This is a genomic window from Paenibacillus sp. LHD-117 (assembly GCF_030929555.1).
In the GTDB taxonomy this organism is placed as follows: Bacteria; Bacillota; Bacilli; order Paenibacillales; family Paenibacillaceae; genus Pristimantibacillus.
The window spans coordinates 195,460-211,135 of sequence record NZ_JAVFVT010000002.1 but is presented as its reverse complement, the minus strand read 5'-3'; the positions used below and the strand labels follow the sequence as shown (position 1 = coordinate 211,135).

At 54.4% G+C, this 15,676-nt stretch carries 15 protein-coding genes; all 15 read left to right on the top strand.

Features of this window, described 5'->3' with window-relative positions:
• Nucleotides 1-25: 25 nt before the first annotated feature.
• The 15 genes from RB620_RS02005 to RB620_RS01935 all read left to right on the top strand — a co-directional run bounded on the left by RB620_RS02005 (nucleotide 26) and on the right by RB620_RS01935 (nucleotide 15,608).
• Nucleotides 26-448, top strand: coding sequence for a methylglyoxal synthase (locus RB620_RS02005; protein WP_308091832.1), 423 nt, complete (start codon nucleotides 26-28; stop codon nucleotides 446-448).
• The gene (gene bshB1, locus RB620_RS02000; protein WP_308091831.1) at nucleotides 448-1,140 is read left to right on the top strand and encodes a bacillithiol biosynthesis deacetylase BshB1; all 693 of its coding nucleotides are present in this window, start codon (nucleotides 448-450) and stop codon (nucleotides 1,138-1,140) included. Before RB620_RS02005 ends, bshB1 begins: the two co-directional genes overlap by 1 nt.
• A gap of 75 nt (nucleotides 1,141-1,215) precedes the next feature.
• A complete protein-coding gene (gene bshA, locus RB620_RS01995) occupies nucleotides 1,216-2,376 on the top strand; it encodes an N-acetyl-alpha-D-glucosaminyl L-malate synthase BshA (RefSeq protein ID WP_308091830.1) in 1,161 nt (386 codons plus the stop codon).
• Nucleotides 2,377-2,378: 2 nt separating this feature from the next.
• The gene (locus RB620_RS01990; RefSeq protein ID WP_308091829.1) at nucleotides 2,379-3,656 is read left to right on the top strand and encodes a CCA tRNA nucleotidyltransferase; all 1,278 of its coding nucleotides are present in this window, start codon (nucleotides 2,379-2,381) and stop codon (nucleotides 3,654-3,656) included.
• Nucleotides 3,649-4,644, top strand: coding sequence for a biotin--[acetyl-CoA-carboxylase] ligase (locus RB620_RS01985; RefSeq protein ID WP_308091828.1), 996 nt, complete (start codon nucleotides 3,649-3,651; stop codon nucleotides 4,642-4,644). The genes RB620_RS01990 and RB620_RS01985 overlap by 8 nt, the downstream gene beginning before the upstream one ends.
• Before the next feature lie 285 nt (nucleotides 4,645-4,929).
• The gene (panB, locus tag RB620_RS01980; protein WP_308091827.1) at nucleotides 4,930-5,868 is read left to right on the top strand and encodes a 3-methyl-2-oxobutanoate hydroxymethyltransferase; all 939 of its coding nucleotides are present in this window, start codon (nucleotides 4,930-4,932) and stop codon (nucleotides 5,866-5,868) included.
• On the top strand, nucleotides 5,865-6,728 hold the full coding sequence (gene panC, locus RB620_RS01975; RefSeq protein ID WP_308091826.1) for a pantoate--beta-alanine ligase: 864 nt from the start codon (nucleotides 5,865-5,867) through the stop codon (nucleotides 6,726-6,728). The genes panB and panC overlap by 4 nt, the downstream gene beginning before the upstream one ends.
• A gap of 30 nt (nucleotides 6,729-6,758) precedes the next feature.
• The gene (gene panD / locus RB620_RS01970) at nucleotides 6,759-7,142 is read left to right on the top strand and encodes an aspartate 1-decarboxylase (RefSeq protein ID WP_308091825.1); all 384 of its coding nucleotides are present in this window, start codon (nucleotides 6,759-6,761) and stop codon (nucleotides 7,140-7,142) included.
• Nucleotides 7,143-7,280: 138 nt separating this feature from the next.
• Entirely contained in the window at nucleotides 7,281-8,051 is a 771-nt protein-coding gene (locus RB620_RS01965; RefSeq protein WP_308091824.1) for a tetratricopeptide repeat protein, read from the top strand.
• 16 nt (nucleotides 8,052-8,067) lie between these two features.
• A complete protein-coding gene (dinG, locus tag RB620_RS01960) occupies nucleotides 8,068-10,965 on the top strand; it encodes an ATP-dependent DNA helicase DinG (RefSeq protein WP_308091823.1) in 2,898 nt (965 codons plus the stop codon).
• On the top strand, nucleotides 10,962-11,618 hold the full coding sequence (locus RB620_RS01955) for a redox-sensing transcriptional repressor Rex (RefSeq protein WP_308091822.1): 657 nt from the start codon (nucleotides 10,962-10,964) through the stop codon (nucleotides 11,616-11,618). The genes dinG and RB620_RS01955 overlap by 4 nt, the downstream gene beginning before the upstream one ends.
• On the top strand, nucleotides 11,599-12,900 hold the full coding sequence (locus RB620_RS01950; protein WP_308091821.1) for an amidohydrolase: 1,302 nt from the start codon (nucleotides 11,599-11,601) through the stop codon (nucleotides 12,898-12,900). The genes RB620_RS01955 and RB620_RS01950 overlap by 20 nt, the downstream gene beginning before the upstream one ends.
• A 32-nt stretch (nucleotides 12,901-12,932) precedes the next feature.
• Entirely contained in the window at nucleotides 12,933-13,433 is a 501-nt protein-coding gene (locus RB620_RS01945; RefSeq protein WP_308091820.1) for a hypothetical protein, read from the top strand.
• A 151-nt stretch (nucleotides 13,434-13,584) separates the two neighbouring features.
• A complete protein-coding gene (locus RB620_RS01940) occupies nucleotides 13,585-14,115 on the top strand; it encodes a hypothetical protein (RefSeq protein ID WP_308091819.1) in 531 nt (176 codons plus the stop codon).
• Entirely contained in the window at nucleotides 14,115-15,608 is a 1,494-nt protein-coding gene (locus tag RB620_RS01935) for an AAA family ATPase (RefSeq protein ID WP_308091818.1), read from the top strand. Before RB620_RS01940 ends, RB620_RS01935 begins: the two co-directional genes overlap by 1 nt.
• Nucleotides 15,609-15,676 lie beyond the last annotated feature (68 nt).

Genomic DNA, 15,676 nt, shown 5'->3' with positions numbered 1-15,676 from the left:
TGTTTCATCTAGAGAGGGGAACGTCATGCTTAATATCGCCTTTATCGCCCACGATCGCAAGAAAGATGAAATCGTCAACTTTGTGACGGCCTACGAACATGTATTCGTACCGCATAAGCTTTTCTCTACTGGAACGACCGGTACGCGCATCATGGAGCAAACGAAGCTGTCGATCTATCGTTTCATGTCCGGACCGCTAGGCGGAGACCAGCAAATTGGAGCTATGGTTGCGGAGAACGCAATGGATTTGATCATATTTTTAAGGGATCCGCTTATGGCTCAGCCTCATGAACCTGATATTATTGCTTTGCTCAGACTATGCGACGTTCAAGGCATTCCGGTCGCGACGAACATCGCAACGGCGGAAGTGCTTGTGAAAGCCGTGGAACGCGGCGATTTCGCCTGGAGAGAGCTTGTGCACAAGTACAAGCCTGGAGCGGCCGAATAATGCAAAACATCGATATTCTCGTATTCGGCGCCCATGCGGACGATGCGGAGATCGGAATGGGCGGCACGATCGCTAAGCACGCAAGCGCCGGCCGTAGCATCGTCATCTGCGATTTGACTGAAGCGGAAATGTCATCCAACGGCACCGTGGAGCTGCGTCGGCAAGAAGCCGACGCGGCATCCGCGGTGCTTGGTTTATACGCGCGCGAGAATCTCGGACTTCCGGATCGGGGGCTTGAGCTGTCCCGCGGCCATATCGAACGCGTCGTGCAAGCGATTAGGAGATGGAGGCCGCGACTCGTGTTTGCGCCGTATTGGGTGGATCGCCATCCCGATCACGTGCAGGCGAGCAAGCTGATCGAGGAAGCTGTTTTTAATGCGAAGCTGCGAAACTACTTGCCGTCGCTGCCTGCTGTTCAAGTCGAACAATTGATCTATTACTTCATAAACGATATGGAACATGCGTCGCTTGCCGTGGACGTATCCGAGCACTACGAAACGAAGCGCCAAGCGCTAAGGGCATATCGCTCGCAGTTCGAGCTATCCGCTAGCGCGAATGCGGTAGAGACGCCGCTGACGAGCGGTTACTTGGAACGGGTGGAAGCGCGGGATTCCTTGCTGGCCCAAGGCAGGGGTTGGGCCTATGCCGAAGGATTCGCGATTAAGCGACCGTACGGAATTTCATTCTTTTGACCAGTAGGGAATACATATAATACGTGTTCAAAAAGTCCATATAGTTAGGGTTTATTAGCGGGAGGTGCATCAGACATGGCCAGAAAACTGAAAATCGGTATCACATGTTATCCTACGCTTGGCGGTTCTGGTGTCGTAGCGACGGAGCTCGGCAAACTTCTTGCGGAGCGGGGACATGAAATTCATTTTATAACGCATAGCATTCCTTTCCGGTTAGGCAAGTTTAATAAAAACATTTTTTTCCACGAAGTCGAAGTCAACGATTATTATGTGTTCAAATATCCGCCTTACGACTTGTCGCTCGCGAGCAAAATGGCGCAAGTGGCCAAAATGCAAAAGCTGGATGTGCTCCATGTCCATTATGCGATCCCTCACGCGGTATGCGCTTACCTGGCCAAGCAGATGAGCTGCGATGGGCTGAAGACGGTAACGACGCTGCACGGAACCGACATTACGGTGCTCGCGCAGGACGAATCGCTTAAGGACTTGATCCGGTTAGCCATTCATCAAAGCGATGCCGTCACGGCCGTTTCGAACGATCTGATCCAAGAAACGCGCAAGCTGCTGGACATTACGACTCCGATCGACTTAACCTACAATTTTGTCGACAAACGCGTTTATTACCCGCGCGACGTGGAAACGCTTCGCCGTGACTTCGCCGAGCCCGACGAGAAAATTTTGATGCATATTTCCAACTTCCGTCCCGTGAAACGAGTCGGGGATGTCGTGGATATTTTCGAGCGCGTGGCAAGCAAGGTGAAGTCCAAGCTGCTGCTGGTGGGCGAAGGACCCGAGTTGTCCAAGATCCAATGTAAGATCCGAAACCTGGGATTGGAAGATCGGGTACAGTTTCTGGGCAAGCAGGAGGATGTCGCCCAAGTGATCTCGCTTGCGGATGTGCTTCTGCTGCCATCGGAGAAGGAGAGCTTCGGTCTAGTTGCGCTTGAAGCGATGGCTTGCGGCGTTCCGACGATCGGATCGAACGCGGGCGGCATACCTGAGCTCGTTACGCACGGCGAGACGGGGTTCTTATCCGATATCGGCAACGTGGAAGAGATGGCCGCCAATGCGGAACTGCTACTTAACGACGAACGCCTGGCTGCGCAATTCAGGGAGGCTTGCCTCCATCGGGCTCGTTTCGTATTCTGCAACGACGTGATCACGACGCAATACGAGGAAATCTACTACCGCGTTTTAGGCATCGAAGCGAATCTGCCCGTGCCGGTGTGCGAATGACGATGATCCGACTGACCGCCGCCATGGCGGCTGCCCTGCCGATCATCGAACGATTGGACGGGGCCGGGCATGAAGCCGTATTCGTAGGCGGCGCTGTGCGTGATGCCGTGCTCGGCATTCCGGTAAAGGATGTCGATATCGCCACTTCGGCGAAACCCGAGCAGGTACTGGAGATGTTCCCGCGCTGCATTCCGACCGGATTGCAGCACGGGACAGTCACGGTCATTCATGGCGGAACGCCTTACGAAGTGACGACGTACCGCAAAGAATCCACTTACGAGTCGCATCGTAAACCGAGCGCCGTGTCCTTTCTTACCGATCTGGATGGCGACTTGCTTAGACGCGACTTCACGGTGAACGCCATGGCCGTTCGGCTTGATGGCCGCGTTTACGATCCCTACGGCGGACTAGAAGACCTCAAACGGGGATTGCTGCGCTGCGTAGGCAACGCAAATGAACGATTCCAAGAGGACGCGCTTCGCATGGTTCGCGCGGTTCGCTTTATCGGCATGTATGGGCTCCGTCCGGCCACGTCGGCGTGGCGAGCGCTGCTTGCCCATCGCGAGTTGCTCCGGCATGTCGCAATGGAGCGGATTCAAGCCGAGCTCGACAAGATGTTGGCCAGCGTTCAGCCGGCTCGCTGCATGGCTTGGCTGTATGCCAGCGGCCTACTGTGGCATACGAAAATCCCGATTGAGGCTCCCGCAACGGCGATCGACTTAAGTGGGTTGGATACCATCGAGCAATTGGAGGATCGATGGGCGTTCTTGGCCATCGCTTCCGGCGTTGGAGCGGATAAAGCGCAGCAAATTTTAGAGGCGCTGCGCCTATCCAACAAACGAATGCAAACCATTTTGTCCATTGTTCGCGTACAAGATGAACTATCGGACGGTTGGACCAATAAGTTGGAAGATCGGGAACAAGATATCCGGTGGACAAGCTTATTCCTTCGACTTGGGGTGTCTGCCTCATCCAGCTGGCTTCGAATCGCGCGAGCGCTCGGTGCCGACTCCGAAGCTGAAGATATTTTGCGAGAACGCCTCCTTAGGTTCGAGAGACTGATGAACGAGTCTCCGATTTACTCCGTAAAGGAGCTTGACCTGAATGGCGCACAGCTTGCTACCGCGCTGCAGAGGGAGGCTGGGCCGTGGTTGAAGGACTATTTGGAACGGATGCTGCTCGAGGTTGCTTTGGGCCGATTGGCGAACACGAAAGAAGCTTTGGCCCTACAAGCGGCTGCATGGAATGCGGAAGAGAGAGGAAGCAAAAAAAATGAGTAACGAAACGCTCGTGCAATTGTTCCGCGACCATCCGGGACAATTCGTCTCCGGCGCCAAGATGAGCGAAGCGCTTAACGTTAGCCGGACGGCGATCTGGAAATCGATCAAAAAGCTCGAAGCGGCCGGCTACGAATTCGAAGCGTCGACCAAGCTCGGTTACAAGCTGCTCTTCGAGCCCGACAAGCTGGATTCAAACGTGCTCGACAGTGCCTTAAAGACAAGCAGATTCGGACGTTTGGTGACGATTGCGGGCGAAGTGCCCTCTACGCAAGACCTAGCAAGGAAGGCTGCGGAAGATGGCGTATCCGAAGGAATGCTCGTCATCGCGGAGCAGCAGGTGAGCGGGCGCGGCCGCATGGGGCGGAGCTGGGTTTCGCCATATGGGAAGGGGATATGGATGAGCATGGTGCTCAGGCCTTCCGTCCCGATCCATTGCGCGCCGCAGCTTACGCTTCTTGCCGCTGTAGCCTTATGCCGAAGCCTCAGGCGAGTCACGCGGCTTCCGATCGGCATCAAGTGGCCGAACGACCTGTTGGTCGATGGTCGCAAAATCAGCGGCATTTTGCTGGAATCCGCCGCGGAAGACGAGCGGCTCAAATATATCGTCGCGGGTATCGGAATCAGCGTAAATCTGGCTGAAGGAGACTATCCGGAAGAGGTGCTGGGCAAAGCGACTTCGCTTCGGGTCGCTTCGGGCAGAACGTACGACCGGACCGAGCTGATCGCCGACTTTCTAGCCGAATGGGAGCAGCTGTACGATTTGTTCCTGCAGGAAGGTTTCCGTTCGATCGCATCCTTGTGGGAGTCGCTTGCGGTGTCGCTGGGCAAGCAAGTCAAGCTGGTCACGCCGCAAGGCGAAATTACCGGCATTCCCGAATCGCTTGACGAAAGCGGCGCGATTCGGGTTCGCCGTGAAGACGGCACGCTTGTGACGATTTTCTCAGCGGAGATGGGCGAGCCGCTCGATTCGCCGGTTAACCGGGCATAAATGCGCGAAGAATCCGGGAGCGCCGTTTACGGCTAACCGAATTTTTGGTAAACTAAATGCATCAGGCGGTATTCCTTGCGAAACTGCACTGATGCGTAGGTGGCCAGCATTTGTCCAAGAACTTGATATTGTCAATGATTGGGATGCGCACTCTGCTCAGAGCCGTTGGGACCGAGACAGAAGGAAGCACGACAAGCAAAAATTTCCTTTTCTCTTTGGTAACCTTTTTAGCAACGGCTAAAAGGTTTTTTTGTGTTCAAAATAGCCATAAAGGGGATGAAGCTGATGAGGAAACGACTGACAATTTCCGGCCTTCAGAAGATGAAGCGGGAGCGCAATGCGATTTCCATGGTGACAGCTTACGATTATCCGTCGGCCAAGCTGGCGGAAGAAGCAGGCATCGATACGATTCTGGTAGGCGATTCTCTCGGAAATGTGGTTCTCGGCTACGAGACGACAATTCCGGTGACGATCGACGACATTGTATACCATACGAGAGCTGTCGCGCGCGCGGCAACGAATACGTTTATTATATCGGATATGCCGTTCATGACGTACGGCGCAAGCCGTGAGGCGACATTAATGAACGCAGCGAAAATTATGCAGCAAGGCGGCGCGCAGGCTGTGAAGCTTGAAGGCGGCACTGAAATCGCCGGTGACGTCGAAGCGTTGGTGAAGGCGGGCATACCTGTCATGGGCCATATCGGCCTCACGCCGCAATCCGTGCATCAGCTTAGCGGCTACAAAGTACAAGGGAAACTCGACAAAGATGCGGAGCGGCTCATGGAGGACGCATTGGCGCTGGAGAAGGCGGGAGCGTTCGCCATCGTGCTCGAGCTGCTGACCGAGCCGCTCGCCGCCGCGATAACCGAAGCTATATCTATACCGACGATCGGAATCGGCGCAGGCAGAGCCTGCGACGGACAGGTGCTCGTGTATCATGATTTGCTGCAATATGCTTCTCCTTACTTCGAGAAACGATTCGTCAAAACGTATGCGGACATCGGAACGACGGTTCGCGAAGCGATCGAATCGTTTGTGGGCGACGTGAAAAGCGGCGCTTTCCCGGCGGAGGAGCATGTGTTCCAGCCGCAGACGGCGAGTACGGCGACGGATTCGTTATACGGAGCGCCCAAAGCCCAAGGTAATGCCAATACGAGACTTGCTTCCAAAACCGAAGCTCCGGCGGAGCTGCAAGCCGAGAAGGGAGTCCAGTATACATGATCGTATGCCGCACCATCCAAGAGCTCAAAGCGAGCCTAAGCGAGCTGCGAACGGATCGGAAGTCGCTCGGCTTCGTGCCGACGATGGGTTACTTGCACGAGGGCCATGCGAGCCTGTTAAGGAGGGCTGAAGAGGAGAACGACGTGACCGTGTTAAGCATCTTCGTTAATCCTCTCCAATTCGGCCCGAACGAAGATCTGGACCGTTATCCGAGGGACGAGGAGAGGGATTTGGCTATCGCTGCTGAGTGCGGCACGGATATCGTCTTCCTCCCTTCGGTGAAGGAGATGTATCCAAAGCGGCCGCTGACGACCGTATTGGTAAGCGGAATTACCAGCCGTTTATGCGGCGCGTCCCGTCCTGGACACTTCGACGGGGTCGGCACTGTCGTCAGCAAGCTGTTCCATCTCGTAATTCCGACTCGCGCCTACTTCGGGATGAAAGATGCGCAGCAGGTAGCCGTCATCGAGCAGATGGTGCATGACTTGAACTTCGAAGTCGAGATCGTACGCTGCGAAACCGTAAGGGAACCTGATGGCCTTGCGTTAAGCTCCAGGAACGTCTATTTATCCGCGGAGCAGCGCGAGCAAGCCGTTAGGCTCTCGCAATCACTTCAGATGGCTGGAGATTGGCTTTACGCGCCGGGCATGACTGCCGGGCAATTAAAGCGCAACATCGTCTCGCACATTACGGAATCGGAGCTTGCGGAGATCGATTACGCAGAGTTTCTGACCTATCCATCGCTCGAGCCGATCGATGAACAAACATCGACGGCAACGCTCGAAGAACAAACGATTGTTGCTTTGGCCGTGAAATTCGGGACGACCCGATTGATCGACAACCGTTTATTTGATATTTGATCCAGTTAACCTGCCGGAGGTGATTTAACTATGTTTAGAACGATGATGAAATCCAAGCTGCACCGCGCAACGGTAACGGAAGCGAACCTCAACTACGTCGGCAGCATCACGATCGACGAGGATTTGATGGACGCGGCTGATCTGCTGGAAAATGAAAAAGTCCAAATCGTCAACAATAATAACGGAGCGCGGTTCGAGACGTACGTCATTACGGGGCAGCGCGGGTCTGGCGTCATCTGCTTGAACGGAGCTGCGGCGAGACAAGTACAGCCAGGAGACAAGGTCATTATTATTTCTTATGCGACGATGACGACGGAAGAAGCGCGAGTTCATAAGCCGATTGTGACGATTCTGAACGAAGAAAACAAGCCGGTCAAAGTGCTTACCGAAGAGCTTCATGCCACAATTCTGTAAACTTGCCGGATAATCGCAGTGGTCGCAATCCGCGAAAATGACTTACTTATGTAACGACTGGCATGCCGTATGAAAAAGCCCGATCAAACAAAAAATGACCGTATCACTCCTTAATCCAAAGCGAAGGCGGGATGCGGTATGATACAGCATATGTTCTCCTCGATGAATGAATGGCTTGACGGGATCAAAGAGCATTACAAAACGGCCACCGATCAGGAGCGGAGCGTGTATCACGATCAGCTGTGCGAGCTGAAGAAGGTAAGCGACGCGTTCATCGAGCAATGGCTTCAGTTCGAAGAAAAGTTCGCCGACTTTCAGGACGAATGCGGGCCGTTCGACTTCGGCGAAGGGTCAAGCATCCTTAGTACGCAAGCTTGCGAACAGACGTCCTCCATTGAGCCGCAGGCTGGCGATACGACGGTTAAGGGGGTCAGCGTCAGCTATCCGATCACGGTAAGCGCGAAGGCCCCATGCAGCTACGGCGATTTGGAAATTCCCGAAGCGGCCGAGGCGCTAATTAATAAAGGGCAAGGTTATTATAAATTATTTATGTTCGCCGAAGCCGCCCGATTGTTCCAGTCCGCGATCGCCGCTGCGCCCGAATGCAATCTGGCCAGGCTGTTCCTCGGGATGAGCCAGATGCACTTGCAGAACTGGAACGAGGCGCAGAGACAGTTCCAGCTGCTCATTGTATTGTCGGACTTTCCGAAGTGGCTCGCTTTAGGATATAATGCCCTTGGGTGCATTCATGCGGTCCAGATGAACATGGCGCATGCCGAGAAGCTGTTTCAGAAAGCCTACGAGGTGTATCCGAGCTTTACGGACTCATTAAACAATTTAAGATCATGCCAAGAAACGCCAGGGCAATTATCGTTATATTTCGGAAGCACGGAGCTGTGCTGTTTGTGAGAGGGTCGGGGAATGTATGAATTACGCAGTGCTGGATTTGGAGACAACTGGACATAGCGCGGAGGACGAAATCTTGCAGGTTGGCGTCGTGATTGTATCGGACGACCTGCAAATCATCGATACCTTCAGTTCGTTCGTGAAGCCGACGATTCCTATTCCGGCTTTCATCACGCAATTGACCGGGATCGAGGAACAGACGGTAGCGGACGCCCCGGAGCTCGACGACGTGCTGCTCAAGCTGATCCCGCTGCTCGATGACGCCGTGCTCGTCGCGCATAACGTAGGGTTCGATTCCGGTTTCCTGAATCAAGCGCTGGAAAAATGCGGTTATTTCCCATTCACGGGCCGCAGGCTGGATACCATCGAACTATTGCGTATCTTATATCCAAGTATAACCACTTATCAGTTAGGCGCGGTCGCTGAGCAGTTCGGCATTACGCACGACCATCATCACCGTGCGGACAGCGACGCGCTCGCGACCGCGCATATTTTCATCGAGGCCGTCAAGAAGCTTCGCTCGTTGCCGCTGCTCGCCGTGCAGCGGCTCGTTGCGTTAATCGACGGTTCGAAGGATTTGCACTGGTTCTTGAACAACAATCAAACCTTTATGGAACAGAACACGGTATTCGAATCGAACGAATACGATTATTACCGGCAATTCGCGCTTCGAGCGCGAGAGTGGAACGAGGAACAGCCGGCGCGTCAGGATAAGGAAGAAGAGGCCATCCCGGCGGATATGACGTTCGCAGCATATCTGGACATGGTCCGCTCGAAGTTTCAAGAGCGCTTTCAAGATTACGAGGAGCGGGAGCCGCAGACGAAAATGTTCCATCATGTATTCGAGGCGCTGACGGCTGACCGGCATCTTCTCATCGAAGCGGGCACCGGTACGGGGAAGTCGCTCGGCTATCTCATCCCGGCGCTGTATTACGGCGTGCAAAGCGGGAGCAAAATCGTCGTCAGCACGCATACGATCAACCTGCAGGAACAGCTGCGCAACCGGGACTTGCCATTGCTTGGCGAAGTGCTGCCTTTCCCGGTGAAAGCTTCGATCTTCAAAGGAAGAGGAAATTACTTGTGCCTGCGCAAGTTTGAAGGCAAAGTGAACGTGCAGGATCTGCTGTCGCCAACGGAAGACGCCATTACCGCGGCGCAAATGGTCGTATGGCTAAGCGAAACTGAGACGGGCGATCAGGAGGAACTGAACTTCGGCAGCCGGGGAGCCGACTTCTGGTCAACCGTGTCCAGCGACGCGGATTCCTGCTTGAACCGTGCATGTCCGTGGTTCAAGCGCTGTTATTACCATCGCGCGAAACATGAAGCGAACGTGGCGGATGTTTGCATTACGAATCATTCGCTTCTGTTCACCGATGTGCAAGCGGATCATCGTTTGCTGCCGTCCTATTCGCATCTAATTATCGACGAAGCCCATCATGTCGAAGAAGTAGCCGGCAAACATTTGGGCATGAATGTGAATTATTTCTCGCTCGTACATACGGTTACGAGGTTGTTCAAAGACAGCCGTTCCGGGCTGCTACCCGCTTTGCGAATGAAGCTTCAGAATGAAGGGGACGAGCATGTCCAGTCATGGGTGGAGACGATCGATACGGTCATTCCGGTGTTCCAGGAAATTAAGGAGCATTGGGACAAGCTGTACGAGATGTTATACGAGCTGGCTGCCGATCGTTCCGACAGCTTAAGCGATAACGGCGCCATGGTGCGGAGGCTGCATCGCGGAGGCATTCCTGCAGGGTGGGAAGAAGCTTCCCAGGTCGAGAACAACATCCACGTCGAGCTTACCCGGGTCGTCAAGACCGTCGAGAAGCTGATGAACGACGTCAAGGACCGCGTCGACGAGCTGCCCGTGCAAGCGACATTAACCGATTTGAACGGCGCCGTACGGGATTTGACCCGCATGAAGGACGAGCTGCGCATCTTCATGAAGCTGGAGCAGCCAAGCTTCGTCTTCTGGATCGAGGCAAGCACGGCGTATCGGTACCGTTCGGTGCAGCTATACGCGGCGCCCGTCGACGTAAGCGAGCAGCTGCAAAAGTATTTTTTTGACGCGAAAGACAGCATTATTATGACTTCCGCTACTCTTACGGTGCAGAAATCGTTCCAATACGCGGAAGAGCAGCTCGGATTGACCGGGTACGAAGCACAAGGCAAGTTAAGCACGGTCCAGCTCCCATCGCCGTTCCGCTACAGGGAGCAAGCGCTTGTGATGGTGCCGCGCGACTTTCCCGTTGTGAAGGGCGCTTCGGTCGACGATGCTTACCTCGACAAGCTAGCCGGATCGCTGGCCGAAGCGGCTATTGAAACGAGGGGCCGTATGCTCGTGCTTTTCACTTCCTATAAAATGCTGAAGCAAGTATACGAGCTTATGAAAGACAGGTTATCCGCCGGAGGCATCGGTCTGCTAGGACAAGGCATCGACAGCAGCAACCGTACGAAGCTGACGAGGCGGTTTCTGCAGCAGCCGGAATCCGTGCTGCTCGGCACGAGCAGCTTCTGGGAGGGCGTCGATATTCCCGGCGAAGCCTTAACTTGCCTCGCCATCGTACGGCTGCCATTTCAACCGCCGAATCATCCGCTTCAAGAAGCGAAGGCGGAGCTTCTGCAGAGGCAGAAACAAAACCCGTTCATGAAGCTGTCCATCCCACAGGCCGTCATTCGGTTTAAGCAAGGTTTCGGCCGGCTGGTGCGCACCTCGCAGGACAAAGGCATCGTCATTATTTATGACACGCGAGTCATTGATGCGTATTACGGCAAACATTTCCTCTACTCGTTGCCAGGGCCGAAGATCGAAACGATGTTCACGGACCAGATGGTGACCAGAATGAGAGAATGGTTAAACGAGGAAAATCCCGAGGACGCATTCGAAGGAACGAAGGGGAAGGGGGCATCATCATGAAACACGCCAAAATATCCGAAGCGGTCGTCAGACGGCTTCCGATTTACCTGCAGGTGCTTAACGAGCTGAACAGTCGCGAAATCCAAACGGTATCTTCGCAGGAGCTGGGCGTAAAGCTCGATTTGAACCCGGCGCAGATCCGCAAGGATCTCGCGTATTTCGGCGAATTCGGGCGCAAGGGAATCGGCTACGACGTTGTTTATCTTATCGAGATCATTCGTCAAATTTTAAAGGTGAACCAGACGATCAAGGTCGCGCTCGTAGGCGCCGGCAATCTCGGTCATGCCTTATGCAATTACAATAAGTATTCGAAGGACAATATGAAAATCACGGCCGTATTCGACGATCACGCCAGCAAGATCGGAACGAGCATCAACAATCTCATCGTAAAGCCGATGAGCGAGCTTGCCGCAACGATCGCGGAGCAGAACATTCGGATCGGCATCATTACCGTGCCGGCATTCGAAGCGCAGAACGTGGCGAATCAATTCGTGGCGGCAGGTGTTGAAGGCATTTTGAACTTTGCTCCCGCCATTCTGCGCGTTCCCGACGAGGTGCGAATCCATCATGCCGATTTTACACGGGAATTGCTCAGCCTGGCCTATTATTTGAACCATGAAGGAGAAGAGTCGGATGAAACAGCTATGGATTAGGAACGGTCTGTTCGTGACGATGGACGATGCCGCCCCGGTAATCAAGGGTCATATGGTCATTACCGAAGACCGCATTACTTATATTGGAGAACAAGAGCCTAAAGACGTCTCTGAGCAAGCCGAGAAAATGGACGGAAAAGGGCTTGTTTTCCTGCCCGGGCTAGTCAATACGCACGGCCATGCCGCCATGTCGCTTCTTCGAGGTTTTTCGGACGATCAGAATCTGCAAGTATGGCTCGAGCAGAAAATGTGGCCGATGGAGGGCAGGTACGTGGCCGCCGACACGAGGGCAGGAACGGCGCTTGCGATCGTCGAGATGCTGCGGACCGGCACAACGACGTTCGTGGACATGTACGACCGGATGGACGAAGTCGCGAAGGTAACCGAGCAGTCGGGCATTCGTGGCGTTTTGATGCGCGGCGCAATTGGTTTATGCTCCGAGCAGGAGCAGAAAGCGAAGCTGGAAGAAGCGGTCGCTTTCGCCCTCGAATGGAACGGCAAAGCGAACGGCCGTATTACGACGATGCTATCCCCGCACGCGCCGTATACATGTCCGCCAGCTTTTATCGAGAAGTTCGTGCAAGCCGCCCATGACCATTCGTTTGCCCTGCATACACATATGTCGGAGTCGATAAGGGAAGTCGAGCAGAACGTGCAGGATTACGGCGTACGGCCGGTGGAGCATCTGGACCGTTTAGGTTTCTTCTCGCGTCCCGCGCTCGTGGCTCACGCGGTACATCTGACTGATGAAGAGATCACGCTGCTCGCGGAGCGAGGCGTCTCCGTCTCCCATAATCCGGTGAGCAACCTGAAGCTGGCAAGCGGCGTGGCGCGATTGCCGGAGCTACTGCGCGCTGGCGTGAAAGTATCGCTGGGCACGGATAGCGCAGCAAGCAACAACAATCTGGACCTGTTCCAGGAAATAACGATGGCGGCTTTGCTCCACAAAGGCATCTCCGGTGATCCGACAGTCATTCCGGCTTCCGAAGCGTTGAAGTTAGGCACCTCGCTTGGCGCGGCCGCCATCTGGAAGTCGGATGAGATCGGCAAGCTGAAGACGGGCATGAAAGCGGACATCGCCGCGATCGACATCGATCAGCCGCATTTTTATCCGATGACAGACATTGTCTCCCACCTGGTGTATGCGGGCTCCGGACGGGATGTGCGCCATGTCTGGGTCGACGGGCGGCAAGTCGTGAAAAACGGGCAATGCACCACGCTCGATGAAGAGAAAATTCGCCGGGAAGCGCAGGACAGCTTCGACCGGCTGCTTAACGGCTAATGCGAGCGGCCCCAAAAAAACGTCGATCGTTCATGACGCCCGTCAAGTGGCTGTGGATCGCGATTGCCGCCATCGTGACGTTTTTGATCTGGTTCGGCTTGTATTACCGGGATATTCAAATTCCTCATTGGTCGGCTGAAGGCGGCGCCAAGGAGCGAATCGTGCAAACCGGCGAGCTAGCCAAAGTAGAGCGTATCTATAAACATATATGGGACGAGACGACATGGGTTGGCTACGGCGTCAATTCGAACGAAGAACAAGCCTATGTGTATCTTCGGAGCGACGAGTCGACGTTAACCGTGAAAGCGGCGGATGCTATTGCCGAAGACGAGCTTAAATCCCGGTTCCGCTCGGACAAACCGGATGCGGAGCTGATCCGAATCGCGCCGGGATTATTCCGGAGCTCGCCCGCATGGGAAATCTATTACGAATTATCGGTAAGCGGCGAACGCCATCATTATTACGATTTCTACAGTTTCGATCAGGAAGGCAAGCTGCTGGATTCGTATCGCTTGCCGTCTAAAAGCGAGTAAAAGTCGATAAAATCATCCGAACGGGACCGTAAATGGTCCCGTTTCCTGTTTTTACACCCCGAAATTTACTGCAAAATATGATATACTATCGTATAGCAGAGTTGATAGATCACTTATATATAGTAAATATATAAATTGGAGGGGTTAGAGAATGAGAAAACCGCGCGTATTGCCTTTGGCTATTACCGTTGTCGCGACTGCCGTGCTGTTGTTCGGCGGGTTCGCCATGTATAAGCAGTTTGCCGTCGCCGCTCCGCTCACGGAGAAGCTGGAGGCGATGCCTGGCGTACTCGAAGCCTCGAAACCCGAAATCGGACAAAAAGAAATGAACGTCAAGCTTCAGTTATCCAATGACGCGAACTTAAGGGAGCTGTACGGAGAAGCATCCAAGGAAGCGTCGAATGCCGCCGGCAGCCGCAAGGTGACGCTGGAGGTGGCAGGAGACTCGGACAAGGCGCTCGAGCAGCTGTGGTATAGCGCGATGTTCGATGTTGCCGAAGCCATGGAAACTAAAGCATATTCCGATATTCCCGAAGCGATGAATAAAGCCGTTGCGGGCAGCGAAGGCGTTACGGCCGTTACCGAGATGGACGAAAGCAACGTTTACATTACGATCAGATCGGAGCAAGCATCTAAATATATCGTGCTGCCGCGCATCGCGAACAAACTGGAGGTGTGGTAATGCGCAAATATACGATGGAAATCGGGATTGGCGTTACTGTCGTGCTGCTCGTCTTCCTTCAGACCGCTGGTTATAACGTGCTGCCGTTCGTCATCCTCGCCGCGATCGCGGGAGCACTCTATTATACGTCGCGCGGCAAAGGCAAGCTGACCGCTTTCACGAGCGGCGGCGGACGCAAGGAAGTGAAGCGGGAATCGTTCACGTTCGATCAGATCGGCGGGCAAGAACGAGCGAAGCAAGAGCTGGTCGAAGCGCTGGACTTTCTTGTGAAAAGAGAGCAGATCGAGAAGCTGGGCATCCGCCCGCTTAAGGGGATTTTGCTCGCCGGCCCTCCGGGAACGGGAAAGACGCTGCTTGCAAAGGCGGCGGCCCATTATACCGATTCGATATACTTGGCGGCATCAGGCAGCGAGTTCGTCGAGATGTATGTTGGCGTCGGGGCCGGTCGGATCCGCGATTTGTTTAAGGAAGCGCGGACCAAAGCCAAAAAAGCCGGCAAGTCCAGCGCCGTCATCTTCATCGACGAGATCGAAGTGATCGGCGGCAAACGCGATGGCGGGCAGCATCGCGAATACGACCAGACGCTGAACCAGCTGCTCACGGAGATGGACGGCATTCATGCGAACGAGTCGCCGCGTATTCTGCTTATTGCCGCGACGAACCGCAAAGAAATGCTGGACGGCGCTTTGCTCCGTCCGGGCCGCTTCGACCGGCATATCGGAGTCGAGCTTCCGGACAAGAAGGGAAGGCTTCATATTTTGCGGATTCACGCGAATAACAAGCCGATCGATGCAGCCGTCGATTTGGCGGACATCGCGGAGCAAACCTACAGCTTCTCCGGCGCGCAGCTGGAGTCGGTTATGAACGAAGCGGCGATCTATGCGCTCAGAGAGAACGCCGCGTTGATTCAGCCCGCACATTTGAACATGGCTATCGATAAAGTTATGCTGGGCGAAAAGACGGATAAAGAGACTTCCCAAGAGGAAAGAAAACGGGTTGCGCTGCATGAGCTCGGCCATGCGATTATGGCGGAGCTGATCCGTCCCGGCAGCGTCTCGCAGGTGGCTTTATCCCCGCGCGGCGGCGCACTCGGGTACGTCCGCCATCAGCCGCAGCAGGATCAATATTTGTATACGACGAAATTTCTCCATGGCCAAATCATGATCACGTTAGGCGGCGCCGCGGCGGAGGAAATGTTCTACGGCGAGCGCAGCACCGGCTCTCGCGGAGATTTCGATCAGGCGGTCAGCATCGTGCGAACGCTGGTCGAATCCGGATTAACGGAGCTTGGCATTATCGATTCGTCCATGATGACGCCGGATAAGTGGTCTGCCATCACAAAAGACATTTTGGATTCGCTAATGGCGAAGACCAAGGAAATGCTGGAGATGAGGCGGGGCGTGTTCGAACATGCGCTTCAGACATTGCTTCAAGAAGAAAATGTAAACGGAGATGCGTTCAGAACGCTTCTGAACAGCTACGACGCTGCATAAACCGTTTTCAATATTACAATTTCAAGGCGAACCTTGCGTTCGCCTTCTATTTTGGCCAAAATTCGTTA

Bases quoted from the DNA above. Each gene is read 5' to 3' on its own strand.
- RB620_RS02005 (WP_308091832.1), top strand. From the start codon at position 26: ATGCTTAATATCGCCTTTATCGCCCACGATCGCAAGAAAGATGAAATC.
- bshB1 (WP_308091831.1), top strand. From the start codon at position 448: ATGCAAAACATCGATATTCTCGTATTCGGCGCCCATGCGGACGATGCG.
- bshA (WP_308091830.1), top strand. From the start codon at position 1,216: ATGGCCAGAAAACTGAAAATCGGTATCACATGTTATCCTACGCTTGGC.
- RB620_RS01990 (WP_308091829.1), top strand. From the start codon at position 2,379: ATGATCCGACTGACCGCCGCCATGGCGGCTGCCCTGCCGATCATCGAA.
- RB620_RS01985 (WP_308091828.1), top strand. From the start codon at position 3,649: ATGAGTAACGAAACGCTCGTGCAATTGTTCCGCGACCATCCGGGACAA.
- panB (WP_308091827.1), top strand. From the start codon at position 4,930: ATGAGGAAACGACTGACAATTTCCGGCCTTCAGAAGATGAAGCGGGAG.
- panC (WP_308091826.1), top strand. From the start codon at position 5,865: ATGATCGTATGCCGCACCATCCAAGAGCTCAAAGCGAGCCTAAGCGAG.
- panD (WP_308091825.1), top strand. From the start codon at position 6,759: ATGTTTAGAACGATGATGAAATCCAAGCTGCACCGCGCAACGGTAACG.
- RB620_RS01965 (WP_308091824.1), top strand. From the start codon at position 7,281: ATGATACAGCATATGTTCTCCTCGATGAATGAATGGCTTGACGGGATC.
- dinG (WP_308091823.1), top strand. From the start codon at position 8,068: ATGAATTACGCAGTGCTGGATTTGGAGACAACTGGACATAGCGCGGAG.
- RB620_RS01955 (WP_308091822.1), top strand. From the start codon at position 10,962: ATGAAACACGCCAAAATATCCGAAGCGGTCGTCAGACGGCTTCCGATT.
- RB620_RS01950 (WP_308091821.1), top strand. From the start codon at position 11,599: ATGAAACAGCTATGGATTAGGAACGGTCTGTTCGTGACGATGGACGAT.
- RB620_RS01945 (WP_308091820.1), top strand. From the start codon at position 12,933: ATGACGCCCGTCAAGTGGCTGTGGATCGCGATTGCCGCCATCGTGACG.
- RB620_RS01940 (WP_308091819.1), top strand. From the start codon at position 13,585: ATGAGAAAACCGCGCGTATTGCCTTTGGCTATTACCGTTGTCGCGACT.
- RB620_RS01935 (WP_308091818.1), top strand. From the start codon at position 14,115: ATGCGCAAATATACGATGGAAATCGGGATTGGCGTTACTGTCGTGCTG.